Origin of the sequence: Bacteroides caecigallinarum (assembly GCF_021531075.1) — a bacterium.
In the GTDB taxonomy this organism is placed as follows: domain Bacteria; phylum Bacteroidota; class Bacteroidia; order Bacteroidales; family Bacteroidaceae; genus Phocaeicola; species Phocaeicola caecigallinarum_B.
Window position 1 is genome coordinate 47262 of sequence record NZ_JADYTJ010000009.1, and the last position, 16923, is coordinate 64184.

A 16923-nucleotide genomic window follows, 5' to 3' on the forward strand; every position below is an offset into this window, starting at 1 on the left:
TATGCTTCTTATTGCAGTTGACGAGTTGACACGTTGACGAGTTGACAAGGCAACCATGCGGATGGAGGCCTCGTAAACTTGTAACTTAAGCATCGTCACCTAAATCGTACGTCTGATATAGGAAGTCATTATAAGGATATTTCTGAACATGCAGCTCGCGTACTTTCTTATAAAGCATATTCCTGAAATCCTCCAGGTTAGACTTATCTTTGGCAGAGATAAAGATACAATTATCGTCCATCTTAGCCATCCATGTATGCATCAACTCTTCCAGGGTAATATTTTCCTTTGTCTTCGGCGTGAGGTCGTCTTCAGCCTTTTCCACATAGCTATAGGCATCAATCTTATTGAAAACTATCATGCTCTGCTTTCCACCGGCACCTATATCTGATATGGTTTTCTCCACCACCTGTATCTGTTCCTCGAAATCGGGATGTGAAATATCTACTACGTGTACCAGAAGGTCTGCCTCACGCACTTCGTCCAAAGTAGATTTGAAGGACTCTACCAGGTCAGTAGGCAACTTACGTATGAAACCTACAGTATCGGAAAGCAGGAACGGAAGATTTTCAATGATAACTTTTCTCACAGTAGTGTCAAGCGTAGCAAACAGTTTGTTTTCAGCAAACACTTCACTCTTCGCAAGAAGGTTCATTATAGTGGATTTTCCTACGTTGGTATATCCTACCAGTGCCACACGTATCATGCGTCCGCGATTCTTTCTCTGGGTTGATTTCTGAGTGTCTATTTCAGCCAATCTTTGTTTAAGCAGCGACATACGGTTCAGAATTATACGGCGGTCCATTTCCAGCTGTGTTTCACCCGGACCACGAAGTCCCACCGAACCTTTACCACCTCCGGCACCGGAGCCACCACCCTGACGTTCAAGGTGAGTCCAGAGGCGCTGCAATCGTGGAAGCATATATTTATATTGTGCCAGTTCCACCTGAGTCTTTGCATTGGCAGTCTGTGCCCTCATGGCAAAAATGTCAAGAATAAGCGAAGTACGGTCAAGAATTTTCACCTTCAGTTCGTTCTCTATATTTCTGAGCTGTTTGGCAGAAAGTTCGTCATCGAATATCACCATACCAATCTCTGTCTCCTCATCTTCATTCATCTGCAGTAAATAGTCCTTTATTTCCTGCAGTTTTCCCTTACCCACATAGGTTACGGAGTTTGGAGTATCCAGTTTTTGAGTGAAACGCTTCACCACCTCAGCTCCGGCAGTTTCTGCCAGAAAAGCCAATTCATCAAGATATTCGTTAGTCTTTCTTTCATTCTGATTTTGGGTAATCAAACCCACCAATACAGCCTTCTCGGTCTGTGCTTCGGATATTACAAATTCTTTCATTAACGATAAATGTATATTCTGGATGCAAACTTAACTAAAAATCTCCGTTTATTTTCATTATAAAGATAAAATAACGTTTACAAGTCCGGTTATTTTTCATACTTCCTTTACATATTATATCTTTTTTATTATCTTTAATGCATAGCAAACATTTTAAAGCCTTAAATTATGAACAACATTTCAGACATCACAATCATGATTGCAGTCCTGGCACTTGCATTATGGCCGGCAATAATAGTTTACCTTTCATGGCGAAGGGAAAAAAAGATTATATGCAGTATCAAAAACGAATTTCCTGCGGTACCTCCTAAAAAGATTTCTACAGAAGAACTTATAGTGTCTACACTAAAGAAAATGGGATGCAACCCTGAAAAGAATGAAGATGGTAATATAGGTTTCATGTATCAAGGCGATGATTTCTACTTGTCACTCCAGGACGAAGTCCCTTTCGTAATGATATGGTATCCGTGGTGGGGAACAATAAACGCCGACAATCCTGTGTTGCCGTATCTTAAAGAAGTAATCAATGCCGTAAACATCAGTTCTTTCATTACCACTGTTTTCATGGCAGAGAATGAAGGCGACAAAGAGATTGGTATACACTCACACTGCCATACGTTTTTCACAGAAGAGGGACTTGAACCGGAAGAACATCTGAAACTTATTCTTGACAGTTTTTTCGACACACGTAATGCCATAAAGGAAAGTATTGACAAGCTGGGTTCCGCAATTTCGGAAGATGACGAAGAGACCAAGAAGGAAAGGGTGATTGTAAAAGGATTCTCGGCTTATAAGGAGAATTCTAAGCCTATTGAGAAAAAAGAGATGAAAGAAGAAGAGAAAGAAAAGAAATGAGTCGTACAAATTAGCGTCACACGTACGTGTCACTATAGTTACACCTTCGTGTGACTTTCGTTACACGTTCGTGTAACGCGTGTAACACGAACGAGTGACGGTAATTAAGAGTAGGCGTTTTCAGTATAATCAGTCATCCGAGGGTTTACGCATACTGAACTCGCACCCGCAATACTGCTGATTGTAAAAATTATACTCCTTGATTATAGCTATGCGCCGTTCGCTCAAACCACCTTTACGCCAGTTCTGCTCCCACCAAACGACATCCGGAAATGGCTCTACAGCATAACGCCCTGCCTCGTTTATCTGCTCCAGACTTTTCCAGCGCGATGAAGCCAGAGTAGTAGTAATAACCGTAAATCCATGTTCATGAGCATAACGTGCCGTATCGCGCAAACGCATCTTGAAACAGCGTAAACAACGTCCTCCCCTCTCCGGTTCATTCTCCATACCCTTTATGCATTCCAACCACTGAGGATGGTCATAATCGGCATCTATTATGTCCAATCCCAAAGACTGGGCATAGCGGGTACACTCATCCTTACGGATATTATATTCTTCAAGAGGATAGATATTAGGGTTACAATAATATATGGTAGGACGAACACCATGCTGCATCAAGCATTCTATAATTGCAGACGAACATGGAGCACAACATGTATGAAGCAGAACTTTGTCTGCCCCACCTGGTACTTCTATCTGGAATTTATTCTTTTTCATAGAAACTTATTTACTTCTTTGATATGCTATTCGAGGGGTACCATTTGACACATAAATTATCCCACACTTTACAAAACCATTCTTTTCAAGAAGATGTTGCATCACCTTATTGTCATGATGCGTATCCGCACGAAGACAAGGAGATATTTGCTGACACCAGTCAATACAGAATCCGGTAATTCCTTTCACACTGCCATCGGATGCAAGACGATGTATAACATAATAAGGTTCGTCGTCAGGCCATTCCCCATCTTCTATATAGGAGTATGTAGGGTCCGGACCTTCGATAAAACAAAATGTTGCAACTACATGTCCATCTTCGCTGTTTACACAAACAAAACAATGACCGGCTGCAATTTCGTTTCTTATAAGTTCCTCTTGCGGATAACCGTTAATCCACTGATTTGGATTACCGGAAGATTTCATAAATTCCCTTGCTATGGCAAATATCCGCATCAGCCTATCAATATCTGCCGGAACGGCCTTTCTTATTATCATACTCATCGTTTCTGAATAAATTACGGATGCAAAAGTAACACTTTAATCAATCAACCATAATAATAAAAATAAAAAAAGAACAGCCTCAACCATTACGGAATAGTCAAGACTGTTCATTTGTAATATTTTAAACGCTATTTAAATACTGTTTAAACGGTATTAAAATACACTTTTATTTTCCGCTCAACTGTTTGTCCATTGCTGCAGCAGCACGACGACCGTCGCCCATAGCAAGGATTACAGTAGCACCACCGCGAACGATATCACCACCTGCATATATTGTAGGAATAGAAGACTGCATATCATCGTTTACTGCAATTGTACCCTTACGTCCGAGTTCCAAACCAGGAATAGAGTTAGGAACGATAGGATTTGGAGATACACCAACGCTTACGATAGCCATGTCGATGTCTATTGTTTCGATTGCTCCCGGTATCGCTACAGGACTGCGACGTCCTGAAGCATCGGGTTCACCAAGTTCCATCTTCTGAAGAACAACCTGTTTCACACGACCTTTTTCGTCAGCAATGTATTCAATAGGATTATGCAATGTCAGGAATTCAACACCTTCTTCCTTGGCATGCTTAACTTCTTCCAGACGTGCAGGCATTTCAGCTTCCGAACGGCGATAGATAATCATAGCCTTTTCTGCGCCAAGACGACGTGCAGTACGCACTGAGTCCATTGCCGTGTTACCACCACCGATTACGGCAACTCGCTTACCGAATGTTACAGGAGTATCTGAATCTTCACTTGCAGCATCCATCAGATTTACACGAGTGAGGTATTCGTTAGAAGACATAATGTTGATTGAGTTCTCACCCGGGATATTCATAAAGTTAGGCAGACCGGCACCTGAAGCCACAAATACCCCTTTGAAACCTTCTTTTTCAAGATCTTCCACACTTACAGTCTTTCCGATGATACAGTCCTTAACGAATTCTACACCCATCTTTGACAAGTTGTCTATTTCTACGTCAACAATCTTGTTAGGCAAACGGAATTCTGGAATACCATATTTCAATACACCACCTATTTCGTGCAACGCCTCGAACACTGTTACATCGTAACCCATTTTTGCCATGTCGCCGGCAAATGAAAGACCTGCAGGACCTGAACCTACGACTGCAACTTTAATACCTTTCTTTTCAGCTATTTCAGGAACAGAGATTTGTCCGCTTTCACGTTCGTAATCGGCTGCAAAACGTTCCAGATAACCGATAGCCACAGCTTCGTGTCCCATCTTAAGGTGTATACACTTAGACTCGCACTGTTTTTCCTGTGGACATACACGTCCGCAAACTGCAGGAAGAGCACTTGTCTTTTTCAATACGCGTGCCGCTTCGAGGAACTCACCGCGTTCAATATTCTTTATGAAAGTAGGTATATTGATTCCTACAGGACAGCCTTCCATACATGAAGGATTTGCACAGTCAAGACAACGCTTAGCCTCTGTAACAGCCTGCTCTTCATTCAAGCCAAGGTTAACTTCTTCCTTACGGCTGTGTGAACGATATTCAGGATCCAATTCGTTCATGTGTACACGTGGGATAAGGGTACGTTCCTTAGGCTTCATGCTCTTGCGCAATTCTTCACGCCACTGTGCAGAACGGTCGTCAGCCGGTTTTACGGCTTCGCATGTATCTGGTTTAGAATCCAGTTTGTGTATTTCTTCTACTTCTATTTCCTTGAATGCGCCCATACGTTTGAGCATTTCATCAAAGTCTACCTGATGTCCGTCAAACTCAGGACCATCCACACAGACGAACTTAGTCTTGCCACCTACAGTAATACGGCATGCACCACACATACCTGTACCATCCACCATAATAGTGTTAAGAGAAACGTCTGTTGGAATTTCGTATTTCTTTGTAAGCAGACAAACGAACTTCATCATGATGGCAGGACCAATGGCAAAACACTTGTCCACTTTCTCACGTTTGATAACTTCTTCGATACCCTCTGTCACCAAACCTTTCTTTCCGTACGAACCATCATCAGTCATAATAATTACCTCGTCAGAACTTGCACGCATCTCGTTTTCAAGAATAATCAGTTCCTTAGAACGTCCTGCAAGCACTGTTATAACTTTGTTTCCTGCAGCCTTAAGAGCCTGTACAATAGGAAGCATAGGAGCTACCCCAACACCACCTCCGGCACAAACCACTGTTCCGAAATTTTCTATGTGCGTAGCTTTTCCCAAAGGACCCACAACATCTGTGATATAATCGCCTTCGTTTAACTCACATAAACGTGTTGATGACAGACCTACTTTCTGAACAACCAAAGTAATGGTTCCTTTCACCGGATCTGCTTCGGCTATGGTAAGAGGCATACGCTCGCCCTTTTCGCCTACACGCACGATGACAAAATGACCTGCTTTACGAGATTTTGCTATCAGAGGAGCTTCAATAACAAGTTTGAAAACTTTCTCCGAAAAATGTTCTTTTGAAATAATTTTGTTCATTTTAAACTCTTAAAGTTAGTTATATTTCTGTTTTTCATTCTTTTTGTTCCAACCTTGCAAAGGTATAACAAATAAAAATACTTACAAAAGAAATACATAAAATTACAACAAAACACACTAAAAAAGGACAAATGATGACTATTTATTCAAAAAAAATGGAGTATGATATTAAATAAAATGTATCTTTGCATGCGTCTAAAACATTTTGTATTTTGATGAACACTATATTGGAAAACATAAAAACGATGATTAAGGATGGCAAAATAGAAGAAGCCAAAACAGCCTTAAACAGAGTTATAGCAGAAAATAAAGAACATTCGGATATAGCATATTATCTTCTCGGAAACGCATGCAGAAAACTTGGAGACTGGCAGGGAGCACTAAACAACTATCAAACAGCAATAGATATCAATCCTGACAGTCCGGCAAAAGATGCCAGAGAAATGATGATGGATATACTGAACTTCTATAATAAAGATATGTTTAATCAATAAAACTAAATACGTATATATATGGCTAAAATGAAAGGAGTGGTGGTAGTAAACACCGAGCGATGCAAAGGATGCAACCTTTGTGTGGTGGCTTGTCCTCTTAAAGTATTGGCTCTTACTCCAAAAGTAAATCAGAAAGGATATAATTATGTACAGCAGGTGGTAGAAGACACTTGCAACGGTTGTTCTTCATGCGCTATAGTATGTCCTGACGGATGTCTGACTGTATATAGAGCCAAGTGTGAATAACTCAATAATTGACAAACGCTAAAACAAGAAAAATATGGCAGAAGAAGTAGTTCTAATGAAAGGTAACGAAGCCATAGCACATGCTGCAATCCGCATTGGTGTAGACGGATACTTCGGTTACCCTATCACTCCACAGTCAGAAGTGCTTGAAACACTGGCAGAACAAAAACCCTGGGAAACTACCGGAATGGTGGTACTGCAGGCTGAGAGTGAAGTTGCCGCAATAAATATGGTATATGGAGGTGCGGGAACAGGAAAAATGGTAATGACATCATCATCAAGTCCTGGTGTCAGCCTTAAACAGGAAGGTATTTCATATATTGCTGGTGCAGAATTGCCTTGTCTTATTGTAAACGTAATGCGCGGTGGACCGGGACTTGGAACAATACAGCCAAGTCAGGCCGATTATTTCCAGACAACGAAAGGTGGAGGACATGGCGATTATCACCTTATAGCACTTGCCCCTGCATCAGTTCAGGAAATGGCAGACTTCGTAAAACTTGGTTTCGAACTAGCATTCAAATACCGCAATCCGGCTATGATTCTTGCAGACGGAGTAATCGGACAGATGATGGAAAAAGTGGTACTGCCTGAACCTAGACCAAGACGTACTGACGAAGAAATTATAGAGCAATGTCCTTGGGCATCAACAGGATGTAAAGGACGTAAACCTAACGTAATCACATCATTGGAACTTGACCCTGCTGTAATGGAACAGAGAAACTTACATCTGCAAAACAAATATGCAGAGATAGAAGCCAATGAAAGAAGATATGAAGAAATAGAATGCGAAGATGCTGAATATCTTATTGTAGCATTCGGCTCATGTGCACGAATAGCACAGAAAGCAATGGAACATGCACGCGAAGAAGGCATAAAAGTAGGACTGTTCCGCCCTATTACATTATGGCCGTTCCCAACTCCGGAAATTGCAAAAAGAGCCAAACAGGTAAAAGGTATATTGGTAGTAGAACTAAACAGCGGACAGATGATAGAAGATGTGAAACTGGCCGTAGAATGCAATATACCGGTACATCACTTTGGAAGACTGGGAGGTATAGTTCCGGATCCTGACGAAGTAGTGGATGCGCTGAAAGAAAAACTCATTAAATAACCATGTAAGAAACTATAATGAACATCGACAGAATAAGAACCATACTGAACATTTTGTTCATGATTGGAGCACTGGTATCCGTAATATTATATTTCACTATAGGCGAAGACAAAACCATATTTTTCTATGTATGCGGAGCTTCACTATTTCTGAAAATGATGGAATTCGTGTTCCGTTTCTTACTATGACAATAACCGGAGGATAATAATATGACAAAAGAAGAAATAATGAAGCCGGAAAATCTGGTTTACCAGAAGCCGAAACTATTAAATGATAATCCAATGCACTACTGCCCGGGATGCAGTCACGGAGTAGTACACAAGCTTATTGCCGAAGTAATAGAAGAAATGGGAATGAGCGAAAAAGCTGTCGGCGTCAGTCCTGTGGGATGTGCCGTATTTATGTACAACTATCTTGACATAGACTGTCAGGAAGCTGCACACGGCCGTGCACCTGCATTGGCCACTGCCATAAAAAGATTATGGCCGGACAGACTCGTTTTTACATATCAGGGCGACGGAGACTTGGCTTGTATTGGTACAGCCGAAACAATCCATGCACTGAACAGAGGCGAAAACATTACAATCATCTTTATAAACAATGCCATTTACGGTATGACAGGAGGACAGATGGCTCCTACTACTTTGCTGGGAATGAAAACTGCCACTTGCCCTTACGGACGTATTCCAGAAATACATGGATATCCGCTTAAGATGACAGAAATAGCTGCAACTCTTGAAGGAACTTGTTATGTTACAAGACAGTCTGTACACACTGTAGCAGCAATACGTAAGGCTAAAAAAGCAATACGAAAGGCCTTTGAAAACTCTATGCAGGGTAAAGGCTCGAATCTGGTGGAAATAGTATCAACCTGCAACTCCGGATGGAAAATGTCGCCAGAGAAAGCTAACAAATGGATGGAAGAAAACATGTTCCCATTCTATCAGCTTGGCGACTTGAAGGACACTACTTTATAAAAGTTCAATCAACATTAATTATTCGAAAAAAATGAAACATGAAATAATTATAGCCGGATTCGGAGGACAAGGAGTATTGTCAATGGGTAAAATCCTTGCTTACTCAGGATTGATGGAAAACAAGGAAGTGACCTGGATGCCGGCATACGGACCTGAACAAAGAGGTGGAACTGCTAACGTAACTGTAATTGTTAGCGACGAAAGAATATCCTCGCCAATATTGAGCAAATATGACTGTGCCATCATATTGAACCAGCCATCCTTGGCAAAATTTGAGGATAAAGTAAAACCGGGTGGAATCCTGATATACGACGGTTATGGAATAATAAACCCTCCTACAAGAAAAGACATTAAGGTGTATCGTATAGATGCTATGGATGAGGCCAACGAACGCAACATGGCAAAAACATTCAATATGATTGTTCTGGGAGGACTGCTGAAACTAATGCCTGTGGTATCTACAGAAAGCGTAGTTAAGGCATTAAGAAAGACCTTGCCTGAAAGACATCATCACCTAATTCCTATGAATGAAGAAGCAATCCGTATAGGAATGGAAATAATAAAAGAAGCTTAATCAACAAGTTACAGCATTCTATTTTATACAAAGGAGGATCAATCTCTTATAGATTATCCTCCTTTTTTGTTTTTGTATTGTATCTTTGGACAAGATAGGCTGCACATAGGAATTAAAAGCCGAAAACTATGTTTTCGCTTTGTACTTCTATCGTTTTACACTATCTTTGCCACGTTATGAGAAAGATACTAATTATATCAATATTAATACTATTTTGTGCCAATACATTCGCACAAAACATGATGCAAAGTCAATACGGAACTTCTGCATCTGGAGTTAGCAGTGATCGTTTCGACAGAAACGGAAATCCTATAGACACCACAGCGGTAAATGATGCAAGTACCATACCTGTGGGACTAAGTTCATGGGTTATAGACGAACGCTTTGGAAATAAAACCACAATACCTGTAGATACCCTTCAGTTCGGATTTCAAAACACAAACGACAATGGTGGACCAACAGGACATTATACATATCTTGGAAACCTTGGCTCACCTAGAATTTCGCACGTGTTTTTCGAAAGGGCGGAAACAACACAGGAGTTTTTTACTGATCCTTATGACTTCACTTATTTAACTCCAGGCAAAGTCAAATATACCAATACCAAATCACCTTTTACAAACCTTACTTATTATAAGCATGGTTCAGGAAGGCGTGCCGAAGAAAGGTTTAAAGCTTACTTTGCCGTAAATGTAAATAAAAGATTAGGCTTCGGATTTGATATTGACTATACTTACGGCAGAGGTAAATACCTGAACCAATCGACTGCACTTTTCAACGGTAATCTGTTTGCTTACTATCATGGCGACAATTATGAAATGCATTTCAGCTTTCTGAACAACAATTATAAGGTAACAGAAAATGGTGGTATTTCTGATGACAGATTTATAACCCACCCGGTAGAAATGGCTGATGGTGGAAGAGTATTAAATTCATATGAAATACAAACAAATCTGGAAGATATCTGGAATAAAAACACCGGATATCATGCATTTCTTACGCATAGGTACAATCTGGGATTCTATAAAGACGAAAGTACGGAGAATGATACTATTGCAAAAGAAGTATTCGTACCTGTAACAAGTTTCATACACACCGTAAAGGTTGATATGAATACACGCAGATACATTTCATATAATGATACCCAAAACAAGAATTATTTCAAAAACAATTATTTGGGAAATGACTCTACAGACATTACAGATTACATGTCTGTAAAAAACACTGTCGGAATATCATTAAGAGAAGGATTCAACAAATGGGCAAAAGCCGGTCTTACTGCCTTTGTCAGTTTTGAACACAGAAGATTTTCCATGACGGACAGTATAAACGGCAAAGCCGGGCAGTTCATGAGAGATTACAAAGAAAACACACTTTCCGTCGGTGGCCAGTTAAGCAAGACACAAGGAAAGACTTTACACTATGATGTATTAGGAGAAATAGCTATATTGGGAGAAGATATAGGACAATTCAGCATCGAAGGTAAAGGAGATCTTAATTTCAAACTGTTCAATGATACTGTAAGACTTGACGCCAATGCTTATATAAAGAACATAAACCCATCGTTCTACTACAGGCATTTCCATTCAAAACATTATTGGTGGGATAATGACCTATCAATGATTAACAGGACCAGACTGGAAGGAAAACTAAGCATCGACAGATGGAGGACTCAATTACAGGCAGGAGTAGAAAACATTTCAAACTATACTTATCTGGACAATACCTCAGTGGGAAGTACTGGAAGCAATGGTTCCACAACTTATAAAAATGATGTTGCAGTAAGGCAATTTTCCGGAAGTATACAGGTATTCAATGCAAAGCTCAAACAAGATTTCAAATTTGGCATACTGCATTTGGATAATGAAATAGTATATCAGAAAAGTAGTAATAGCAGTGTCCTACCTTTACCTGATTTGGTTTTATATCATAATCTCTACATCAGGGCAGGATTGGCAAAGAAAGTCCTTACAGTGGAATTGGGAGCAGACGTCAGATACTTCACACAGTATTATGCCCCCGATTATGCTCCAGCCATAGGGCAGTTTTATCTACAAAACCCAGAAACCAAATATAAACTTGGAGGATATCCGCTAGTAAACGGATATATTAATTTACATTTAAAGCGTACACGAATTTTTGTAATGATGTATAACCTCGTACAAGGTACAGGTGAAAAGAGTTATATTTTTGCACCACATTATCCGCTAAATCCAAGGGGATTCAAATTTGGTATATCATGGAACTTCTTTGATTAAAATTCACATTCTAACAACTTGAATAATGGTAAAAAGAATATTGAAATATCTGTTTGCTATAGCAATTGTTTCTTCTGTCATAATACTGCTGTTCTCGAAGAAAAAGGCTGAAGAAAAATTCTATTCAAGGGATTACAGTGGGATTATCAGTTCCGGCACATTACGTGCCGTAACAGAATATAATGCAGTTAGTTTTTATGTAGAAAACGGTTCTATTTGTGGATTTGACTATGAACTTCTAAATGCATTTGCCAAAGAAAAGGGGATAAAGCTTGAAATGACACCCGAAATGAGTTTCGACAAGAGACTCAAGGAGGTTTGTTCAGGTAAATATGACATGATAGCATTAGGAACTGCTACAACCTCACAGCTAAAAGACAGTTTGCTTTTCACCCGTCCGTTTGCGATAGGAAAACAAGTCCTTATACAAAGAAGAGACAGTGAATATAACATAAAAAGTACACTTGATTTGGCTGGAAAAACCATACATATAATCAAGAACTCGCCGGCAGTGATGAGGATAAATAACCTTATGAACGAAATTGCTGATTCCATCCATATAAAAGAAATAACAGACTACAGTACAGAACAGCTACTGGCTATGGTTTCTGCCGGGGATATAGACTATGCAGTATGTGATGAAATAACGGCAAAGGCATATATAAAGAACTTCGAAAATCTGAATATAGATACAAACATTAGTTTCAATCAATTCTATTCCTGGGGAGTAAATAAAAATGCTCCGGTACTACTGGACAGCCTTAACATATGGCTGGAAAGATATACCAAGACGAAAGAATACAAAACATTATACGATAAATACTTTAACCGAAAATAGCAATTTTATGATGACATTTGAAAAAGTAAACTGGGGATTCATAGGATGCGGTGAAGTAACAGAAAAAAAAAGCGGACCTGCATTCAATATGGTAGAAGGCTCTAAGGTTGTAGCTGTAATGAGCCGCGATGAAGAAAAAGTGAAATCGTATGCCCAAAGACACAATATACCTAAATGGTATACTGATGCCCAGGAGCTTATAGGAGACGAAGAAGTTAATGCTATTTACATAGCCACACCGCCATCATCGCATGCCACATTTGCAATTATGGCCATGAAAGCGGGCAAACCGGTATATATAGAAAAACCTATGGCAGCATCTTATGAAGACTGCGCCAGAATAAACCGTATATCAAAAGAAACCGGAATTCCTTGTTTCGTTGCTTATTACAGAAGATATCTGCCATATTTCCAGAAGGTAAAAGAACTTGTCGCATCAGGAGAAATAGGCAATGTAATAAACGTACAAATAAGATTCGCCCAGCCTCCTAGAGCTCTAGACTATAATACAAAAAACCTACCTTGGAGAGTACAACCTGTAATATCAGGAGGAGGATATTTTTACGACCTTGCCCCCCATCAGCTGGATTTACTTCAAGATATGTTTGGGTGTATACTTGAAGCTGAAGGATATAAAAGCAATCGTGGAGGACTTTATGAGGCGGAAGATACAATCAGCGCATGCTTTAAGTTTGACTCCGGACTTCCCGGTTCTGGATCGTGGTGCTTTGTAGCACATGAATCCGCCAAAGAAGACAGAATAGAAATAATAGGTGACAAAGGTATGATATGTTTCTCTATATTCACCTATGACCCTATTGCATTGCACACAGAAAGAGGACGTGAAGAAATCCTTCCACAAAATCCACCACACGTGCAGTTGCCATTAATTAAGGCTGTAGTAGAACATCTTCAGGGCAAAAGTATATGTACTTGCGACGGAATAAGTGCTACTCCAACAAACTGGGTAATGGACCGTATATTAAACAAACTGTAGAAAACATATGTCGGCACGTATAAATATTCTGATTCTAACATTCATATTTCTTTCTGCCGGAATATTTGCCAAAGAAAGGAAAGAAAAATATGTGCCGACATATTTACACTATCAATATGACTCAATAACGACAAACAGACAGTTCAAAAACAAGTTTATCAATAACTCTGTAAAACTTTTCAATAAGGCCTTTGATTGGTTTAACAAAACAGATACTTCTTATGTATTACCAGACAAATATAATCTGACACTGAAACTTGAACAAAGTACATGGTTTGAACATTATCACCTGAGAAGTAACAGCGATGATGGTAATCAAATATTAGGTTTTGCCCCTAGAGCAAACACAAAGCTAGGACTTTATTTGGGATGGAGATGGTTAGTTTTTGGATATTCATTCGACCTGAGTAGTCTGCTTAAAAAAACAAGAGAGAAACCCCGTACTGAAATTGTATTCAACTTATATAGTGCAAAATTCGGTATGGATTTATATTATAGAAAAACCGGCAGTGACTTCAGAATAACAAAATGCAAAAATTTTGATCTCTCAGAAGATTATATAGGTACTGATTTCAATGGCTTCAACAGCAACATCAGAGGACTAAATGCATATTACATCTTCAAAAGTGATAAATATTCCTACCCTGTGGCGTATAGCCAATCTACCAATCAGATAAGAAGCTGTGGTTCGCCAATGGTAGGATTTGCATATTCTCAGCACGAAATAACCTTCGACAAGAATAAACTTCCGCAAGAAATCCAAGCGCAAATAAGACCCTCTCTAAATTTCAGAAGTCTCAGCTATACTGATTATAATCTCAGCATAGGATATGGATATAATTGGGTATTTGCAAAAAACTGTCTACTTAATTTATCTTTACTTCCTGCTATAGGTTACAAAAAGGCCAGAATAAACGACTTGCCTACAACCCCAGACTCCAATTGGACACAATGGGTAAAAGATATTAATTTCGACCTTATAACACGGGCCGGAATAACATGGAACAACGGTAAATATTACGTTGGAGCAACACTTATACTCCATACTTATGACTACCGTAAAGGAAACCTGTCAATGACAAATTCCTTTGGAAGTTTAAAAGTGTATGCCGGGTTTAATTTCTGGAAAAGAAAATGATACTCTATTTTATACTTTTATAATTGACCAGATATCTGTCATCATCCACTCCATCAACATCAAATACATTTGCTATGAAAAATACTCCCCAAGGGCTATTACCTTTACCTACAATTATAATATCATTCGACTGTATATTATTTACATAAGCATTCTTCTTCGATGAATTATAAACACTGGAAACTGACTTGGAAGTAGCATTAACATAGTCAAATGAATTTACTTTTACAAAATCAACATCTGTATTCGTTTTCCACGTCAAATCCAAAGCTTCATTATTATCAGACACTACATAATCGTAAATGTCTATTTTTGCTGAATCTGCAAGCAAAGAATTGAATGTAGAAGAGGGATCTAACAAAGAAAAAGCATTTTCTTTATTGGATTTTCCACTGTATACTACAAGACCTGATTTTTCTTTCAATGTAATATCCGGATTTACCACTGTTACATTATAGGCCACTTCCTGTTCAGCTCCCTGACAATCAACTGCCCTCAATGATAAACGTACCTTTACCGAATCTTCAGTAAAAACAGGAATATCGTATTCATAATCAAGTCTAACATTCTTTTTATTGAGAACAGTATCAAATAACTGCTGAGTCCCATATTCTTTATCAAATGATGTCATAGTTATGTTCTCCAGATACTCATTTTCTGTAGAACACACTATCCTAAAAATATTCTTCGTGTCGGAACTGACGTATTTCAATTCACCTATATTCTCAACATATAGAAAAACGGTAGTATTTTCCTCTGAACAAGAAAAGAATAAAGATAATAAAGATATAAGACCCAAGTATTTCAGTTTCATAATCATTTCTTTAAAAGAACAAACAGACTATGGCCATAATGACCATAGTCTTATTAATTAAAAACGAATTGTGTATTAGTCTTTGAATTTATAGGCACGGATTTTTGCCACCTGGTTGACTTCTCTTCCCAAAAAGAGACGGTCAGCTTCTGTTTTTCTGTATACAGGAATGAAATAAGTAGCTTCCGGAAAATCCTCTAATGCTTTATAAGCAGCTTTTTTCAGTTTTCCATTCAGCAATCCACTCATATAACTATCAAATGTGGTCGTTTTGCTTTCCATATAGCTATAATCCTCACCATTAACCTTATCTATAACAGAAATAAAGCCTAAATAAGTGCTATAAGAAACGCTTATTTCTGTTTCTCCTAGATATTCCAAATCTTCCATTCCTACATTCAAACGTACATCATCCGGTCTGAAAACAGATGATTTAGTTATACTTCCGCATGATGTAATGAAAGTCATAACTATCAATATAATAAAAGTATTTATTCTGGTCATCATTTATAATCCTCCCTTATTTATTTGAAATAATATGTAAGAGTAAAACGTACCTGACTACCGATGTCTGCCTTATTGACTTTCAAACCGTCATAATACATCAAATCGTCTCCCTCAAGGGCTGTAGTATATTTTACTTGTGCATCACCTTCACCTTCTTTAATTTCATGTTTGTATTTGTCTCCGGAATGAAGCATTGTAGATAGCCCGTATTCCACTCCAATAGCCAATGGGAGATTAGCAATATAAGCCTGAAGACCAATAAATGCTCCTATTCCTATATCAAATGTCGTTTTACTAACATTGTTATAACCATTATCCCCAAAATCATTAAACTGTCCGTATCTAGACCATCCTATAGGCAATTCACCACCAACGTATACATCCAAAAGATTATTAGTTGAAAAATGATACGCCACTCCAGGATAAAGATAATTTCTGGACTCTAGGGTTTTGCTTTTGCCAGTTAAATCTTCTTCCTCACCTTCTATCTCTGTTTTAATAGAATTTCTTGTTTTCCAAAATTCCATACCTAAGCGTAATTCCATCTGATCAGTATACATATACTTGAAGTTTATAAGAGGAAGTGTTGTAAATTCCAAATCCTTATCAACAAGGTTTTTGAACATATTGGTTGTTCCGCCAAAATACAACCCGTAATCACCGGCCTGTGCCCTATTGCCAGTCTTAATTACTTTTGAAGTTGACTTGCCGGTTGTAATTTGCGCATTTGTAATAGAAATCAGACCCATGCATAAGGCCATAAGCAAAAACACTTTTTTCATAACTTTACAATTTAAAATTAAATATTAAAGTAATAACACACTCTGTTTGTAAAGCAAAAATATTAGATTACTTAATTAAAAGCAACGAGAAAAAAGTTAAAAATATTCAAATTCTAACAAAATCAACATGATTATACAGATAAACAAAAGTAATTCTAATACAACAATGAGGTTATTACATAATAATATAGACAATGACTATTATTGTCTACTATATCATAAAAGCCATTCAAGTATAACGTAAGCGGCCAATTTAATGGAGTCATATTACGAAATATCAAAAATTTTTACAA

Annotated in this window: 18 protein-coding genes; 11 read left to right on the forward strand and 7 right to left on the reverse strand. The window is 38.5% G+C overall.

The window, feature by feature from the left end; genetic code table 11:
* Nucleotides 1-85 precede the first annotated feature (85 nt).
* Complete coding sequence (gene hflX / locus I6E11_RS04325; RefSeq protein WP_235336587.1) at nt 86-1351, reverse strand: GTPase HflX; 1266 nt, start codon at nt 1349-1351, stop codon at nt 86-88.
* A 168-nt stretch (nt 1352-1519) separates the two neighbouring features.
* Between hflX and I6E11_RS04330 the strand changes: the two genes are divergently transcribed.
* Nucleotides 1520-2206, forward strand: a complete 687-nt coding sequence (locus I6E11_RS04330) for a hypothetical protein (RefSeq protein WP_262911661.1) — start codon at nt 1520-1522, stop codon at nt 2204-2206.
* 129 nt (nt 2207-2335) lie between these two features.
* On the opposite strand, the gene I6E11_RS04335 is transcribed toward I6E11_RS04330, so the two are convergent.
* The 3 genes from I6E11_RS04335 to I6E11_RS04345 form a co-directional block, all read right to left on the reverse strand.
* On the reverse strand, nt 2336-2926 hold the full coding sequence (locus tag I6E11_RS04335; protein ID WP_235336588.1) for an epoxyqueuosine reductase QueH: 591 nt from the start codon (nt 2924-2926) through the stop codon (nt 2336-2338).
* A gap of 6 nt (nt 2927-2932) precedes the next feature.
* The gene (locus I6E11_RS04340; protein ID WP_235336589.1) at nt 2933-3430 is read right to left on the reverse strand and encodes a GNAT family N-acetyltransferase; all 498 of its coding nucleotides are present in this window, start codon (nt 3428-3430) and stop codon (nt 2933-2935) included.
* Between the two features lie 166 nt (nt 3431-3596).
* Nucleotides 3597-5891: a bifunctional dihydroorotate dehydrogenase B NAD binding subunit/NADPH-dependent glutamate synthase gene (locus tag I6E11_RS04345; RefSeq protein WP_235336590.1), complete on the reverse strand. Its 2295-nt coding sequence runs from the start codon at nt 5889-5891 to the stop codon at nt 3597-3599.
* A 215-nt stretch (nt 5892-6106) separates the two neighbouring features.
* Here I6E11_RS04345 and I6E11_RS04350 point away from each other — a divergent pair, with 215 nt between their 5' ends.
* From I6E11_RS04350 to I6E11_RS04395, 10 genes are all read left to right on the forward strand, one after another.
* Nucleotides 6107-6385, forward strand: coding sequence for a tetratricopeptide repeat protein (locus tag I6E11_RS04350; protein ID WP_235336591.1), 279 nt, complete (start codon nt 6107-6109; stop codon nt 6383-6385).
* 18 nt (nt 6386-6403) lie between these two features.
* Entirely contained in the window at nt 6404-6631 is a 228-nt protein-coding gene (locus I6E11_RS04355; RefSeq protein ID WP_154044972.1) for a 4Fe-4S binding protein, read from the forward strand.
* 34 nt (nt 6632-6665) lie between these two features.
* Complete coding sequence (locus I6E11_RS04360; protein ID WP_235336592.1) at nt 6666-7745, forward strand: 3-methyl-2-oxobutanoate dehydrogenase subunit VorB; 1080 nt, start codon at nt 6666-6668, stop codon at nt 7743-7745.
* A gap of 17 nt (nt 7746-7762) precedes the next feature.
* Nucleotides 7763-7933: a hypothetical protein gene (locus I6E11_RS04365; protein WP_235336593.1), complete on the forward strand. Its 171-nt coding sequence runs from the start codon at nt 7763-7765 to the stop codon at nt 7931-7933.
* A 21-nt stretch (nt 7934-7954) separates the two neighbouring features.
* Nucleotides 7955-8722: a thiamine pyrophosphate-dependent enzyme gene (locus tag I6E11_RS04370; RefSeq protein ID WP_235336595.1), complete on the forward strand. Its 768-nt coding sequence runs from the start codon at nt 7955-7957 to the stop codon at nt 8720-8722.
* 31 nt (nt 8723-8753) lie between these two features.
* The gene (locus I6E11_RS04375) at nt 8754-9296 is read left to right on the forward strand and encodes a 2-oxoacid:ferredoxin oxidoreductase subunit gamma family protein (RefSeq protein WP_235336597.1); all 543 of its coding nucleotides are present in this window, start codon (nt 8754-8756) and stop codon (nt 9294-9296) included.
* 176 nt (nt 9297-9472) lie between these two features.
* A complete protein-coding gene (locus I6E11_RS04380) occupies nt 9473-11554 on the forward strand; it encodes a putative porin (RefSeq protein WP_235336599.1) in 2082 nt (693 codons plus the stop codon).
* Between the two features lie 25 nt (nt 11555-11579).
* Complete coding sequence (locus I6E11_RS04385) at nt 11580-12392, forward strand: transporter substrate-binding domain-containing protein (protein WP_235336600.1); 813 nt, start codon at nt 11580-11582, stop codon at nt 12390-12392.
* A 7-nt stretch (nt 12393-12399) separates the two neighbouring features.
* Complete coding sequence (locus tag I6E11_RS04390) at nt 12400-13389, forward strand: Gfo/Idh/MocA family protein (RefSeq protein WP_394800096.1); 990 nt, start codon at nt 12400-12402, stop codon at nt 13387-13389.
* A 7-nt stretch (nt 13390-13396) separates the two neighbouring features.
* Complete coding sequence (locus tag I6E11_RS04395) at nt 13397-14527, forward strand: DUF4421 domain-containing protein (RefSeq protein ID WP_235336601.1); 1131 nt, start codon at nt 13397-13399, stop codon at nt 14525-14527.
* 4 nt (nt 14528-14531) lie between these two features.
* Here I6E11_RS04395 and I6E11_RS04400 read toward each other — a convergent pair whose 3' ends face one another.
* From I6E11_RS04400 to I6E11_RS04410, 3 genes are all read right to left on the reverse strand, one after another.
* Nucleotides 14532-15341, reverse strand: a complete 810-nt coding sequence (locus I6E11_RS04400; protein WP_235336602.1) for a hypothetical protein — start codon at nt 15339-15341, stop codon at nt 14532-14534.
* Between the two features lie 75 nt (nt 15342-15416).
* Nucleotides 15417-15848 carry a hypothetical protein gene (locus I6E11_RS04405; protein WP_235336603.1) on the reverse strand — a complete coding sequence of 144 codons (432 nt, stop codon included), beginning with the start codon at nt 15846-15848 and terminating at the stop codon, nt 15417-15419.
* 17 nt (nt 15849-15865) lie between these two features.
* Complete coding sequence (locus I6E11_RS04410) at nt 15866-16630, reverse strand: hypothetical protein (RefSeq protein WP_235336604.1); 765 nt, start codon at nt 16628-16630, stop codon at nt 15866-15868.
* Nucleotides 16631-16923 lie beyond the last annotated feature (293 nt).

Excerpts from the sequence above, each read along its gene's own strand:
- hflX (WP_235336587.1), bottom strand. The coding sequence starts at position 1,351 with ATGAAAGAATTTGTAATATCCGAAGCACAGACCGAGAAGGCTGTATTG.
- I6E11_RS04330 (WP_262911661.1), top strand. The coding sequence starts at position 1,520 with ATGAACAACATTTCAGACATCACAATCATGATTGCAGTCCTGGCACTT.
- I6E11_RS04335 (WP_235336588.1), bottom strand. The coding sequence starts at position 2,926 with ATGAAAAAGAATAAATTCCAGATAGAAGTACCAGGTGGGGCAGACAAA.
- I6E11_RS04340 (WP_235336589.1), bottom strand. The coding sequence starts at position 3,430 with ATGAGTATGATAATAAGAAAGGCCGTTCCGGCAGATATTGATAGGCTG.
- I6E11_RS04345 (WP_235336590.1), bottom strand. The coding sequence starts at position 5,891 with ATGAACAAAATTATTTCAAAAGAACATTTTTCGGAGAAAGTTTTCAAA.
- I6E11_RS04350 (WP_235336591.1), top strand. The coding sequence starts at position 6,107 with ATGAACACTATATTGGAAAACATAAAAACGATGATTAAGGATGGCAAA.
- I6E11_RS04355 (WP_154044972.1), top strand. The coding sequence starts at position 6,404 with ATGGCTAAAATGAAAGGAGTGGTGGTAGTAAACACCGAGCGATGCAAA.
- I6E11_RS04360 (WP_235336592.1), top strand. The coding sequence starts at position 6,666 with ATGGCAGAAGAAGTAGTTCTAATGAAAGGTAACGAAGCCATAGCACAT.
- I6E11_RS04365 (WP_235336593.1), top strand. The coding sequence starts at position 7,763 with ATGAACATCGACAGAATAAGAACCATACTGAACATTTTGTTCATGATT.
- I6E11_RS04370 (WP_235336595.1), top strand. The coding sequence starts at position 7,955 with ATGACAAAAGAAGAAATAATGAAGCCGGAAAATCTGGTTTACCAGAAG.
- I6E11_RS04375 (WP_235336597.1), top strand. The coding sequence starts at position 8,754 with ATGAAACATGAAATAATTATAGCCGGATTCGGAGGACAAGGAGTATTG.
- I6E11_RS04380 (WP_235336599.1), top strand. The coding sequence starts at position 9,473 with ATGAGAAAGATACTAATTATATCAATATTAATACTATTTTGTGCCAAT.
- I6E11_RS04385 (WP_235336600.1), top strand. The coding sequence starts at position 11,580 with ATGGTAAAAAGAATATTGAAATATCTGTTTGCTATAGCAATTGTTTCT.
- I6E11_RS04390 (WP_394800096.1), top strand. The coding sequence starts at position 12,400 with ATGATGACATTTGAAAAAGTAAACTGGGGATTCATAGGATGCGGTGAA.
- I6E11_RS04395 (WP_235336601.1), top strand. The coding sequence starts at position 13,397 with ATGTCGGCACGTATAAATATTCTGATTCTAACATTCATATTTCTTTCT.
- I6E11_RS04400 (WP_235336602.1), bottom strand. The coding sequence starts at position 15,341 with ATGAAACTGAAATACTTGGGTCTTATATCTTTATTATCTTTATTCTTT.
- I6E11_RS04405 (WP_235336603.1), bottom strand. The coding sequence starts at position 15,848 with ATGATGACCAGAATAAATACTTTTATTATATTGATAGTTATGACTTTC.
- I6E11_RS04410 (WP_235336604.1), bottom strand. The coding sequence starts at position 16,630 with ATGAAAAAAGTGTTTTTGCTTATGGCCTTATGCATGGGTCTGATTTCT.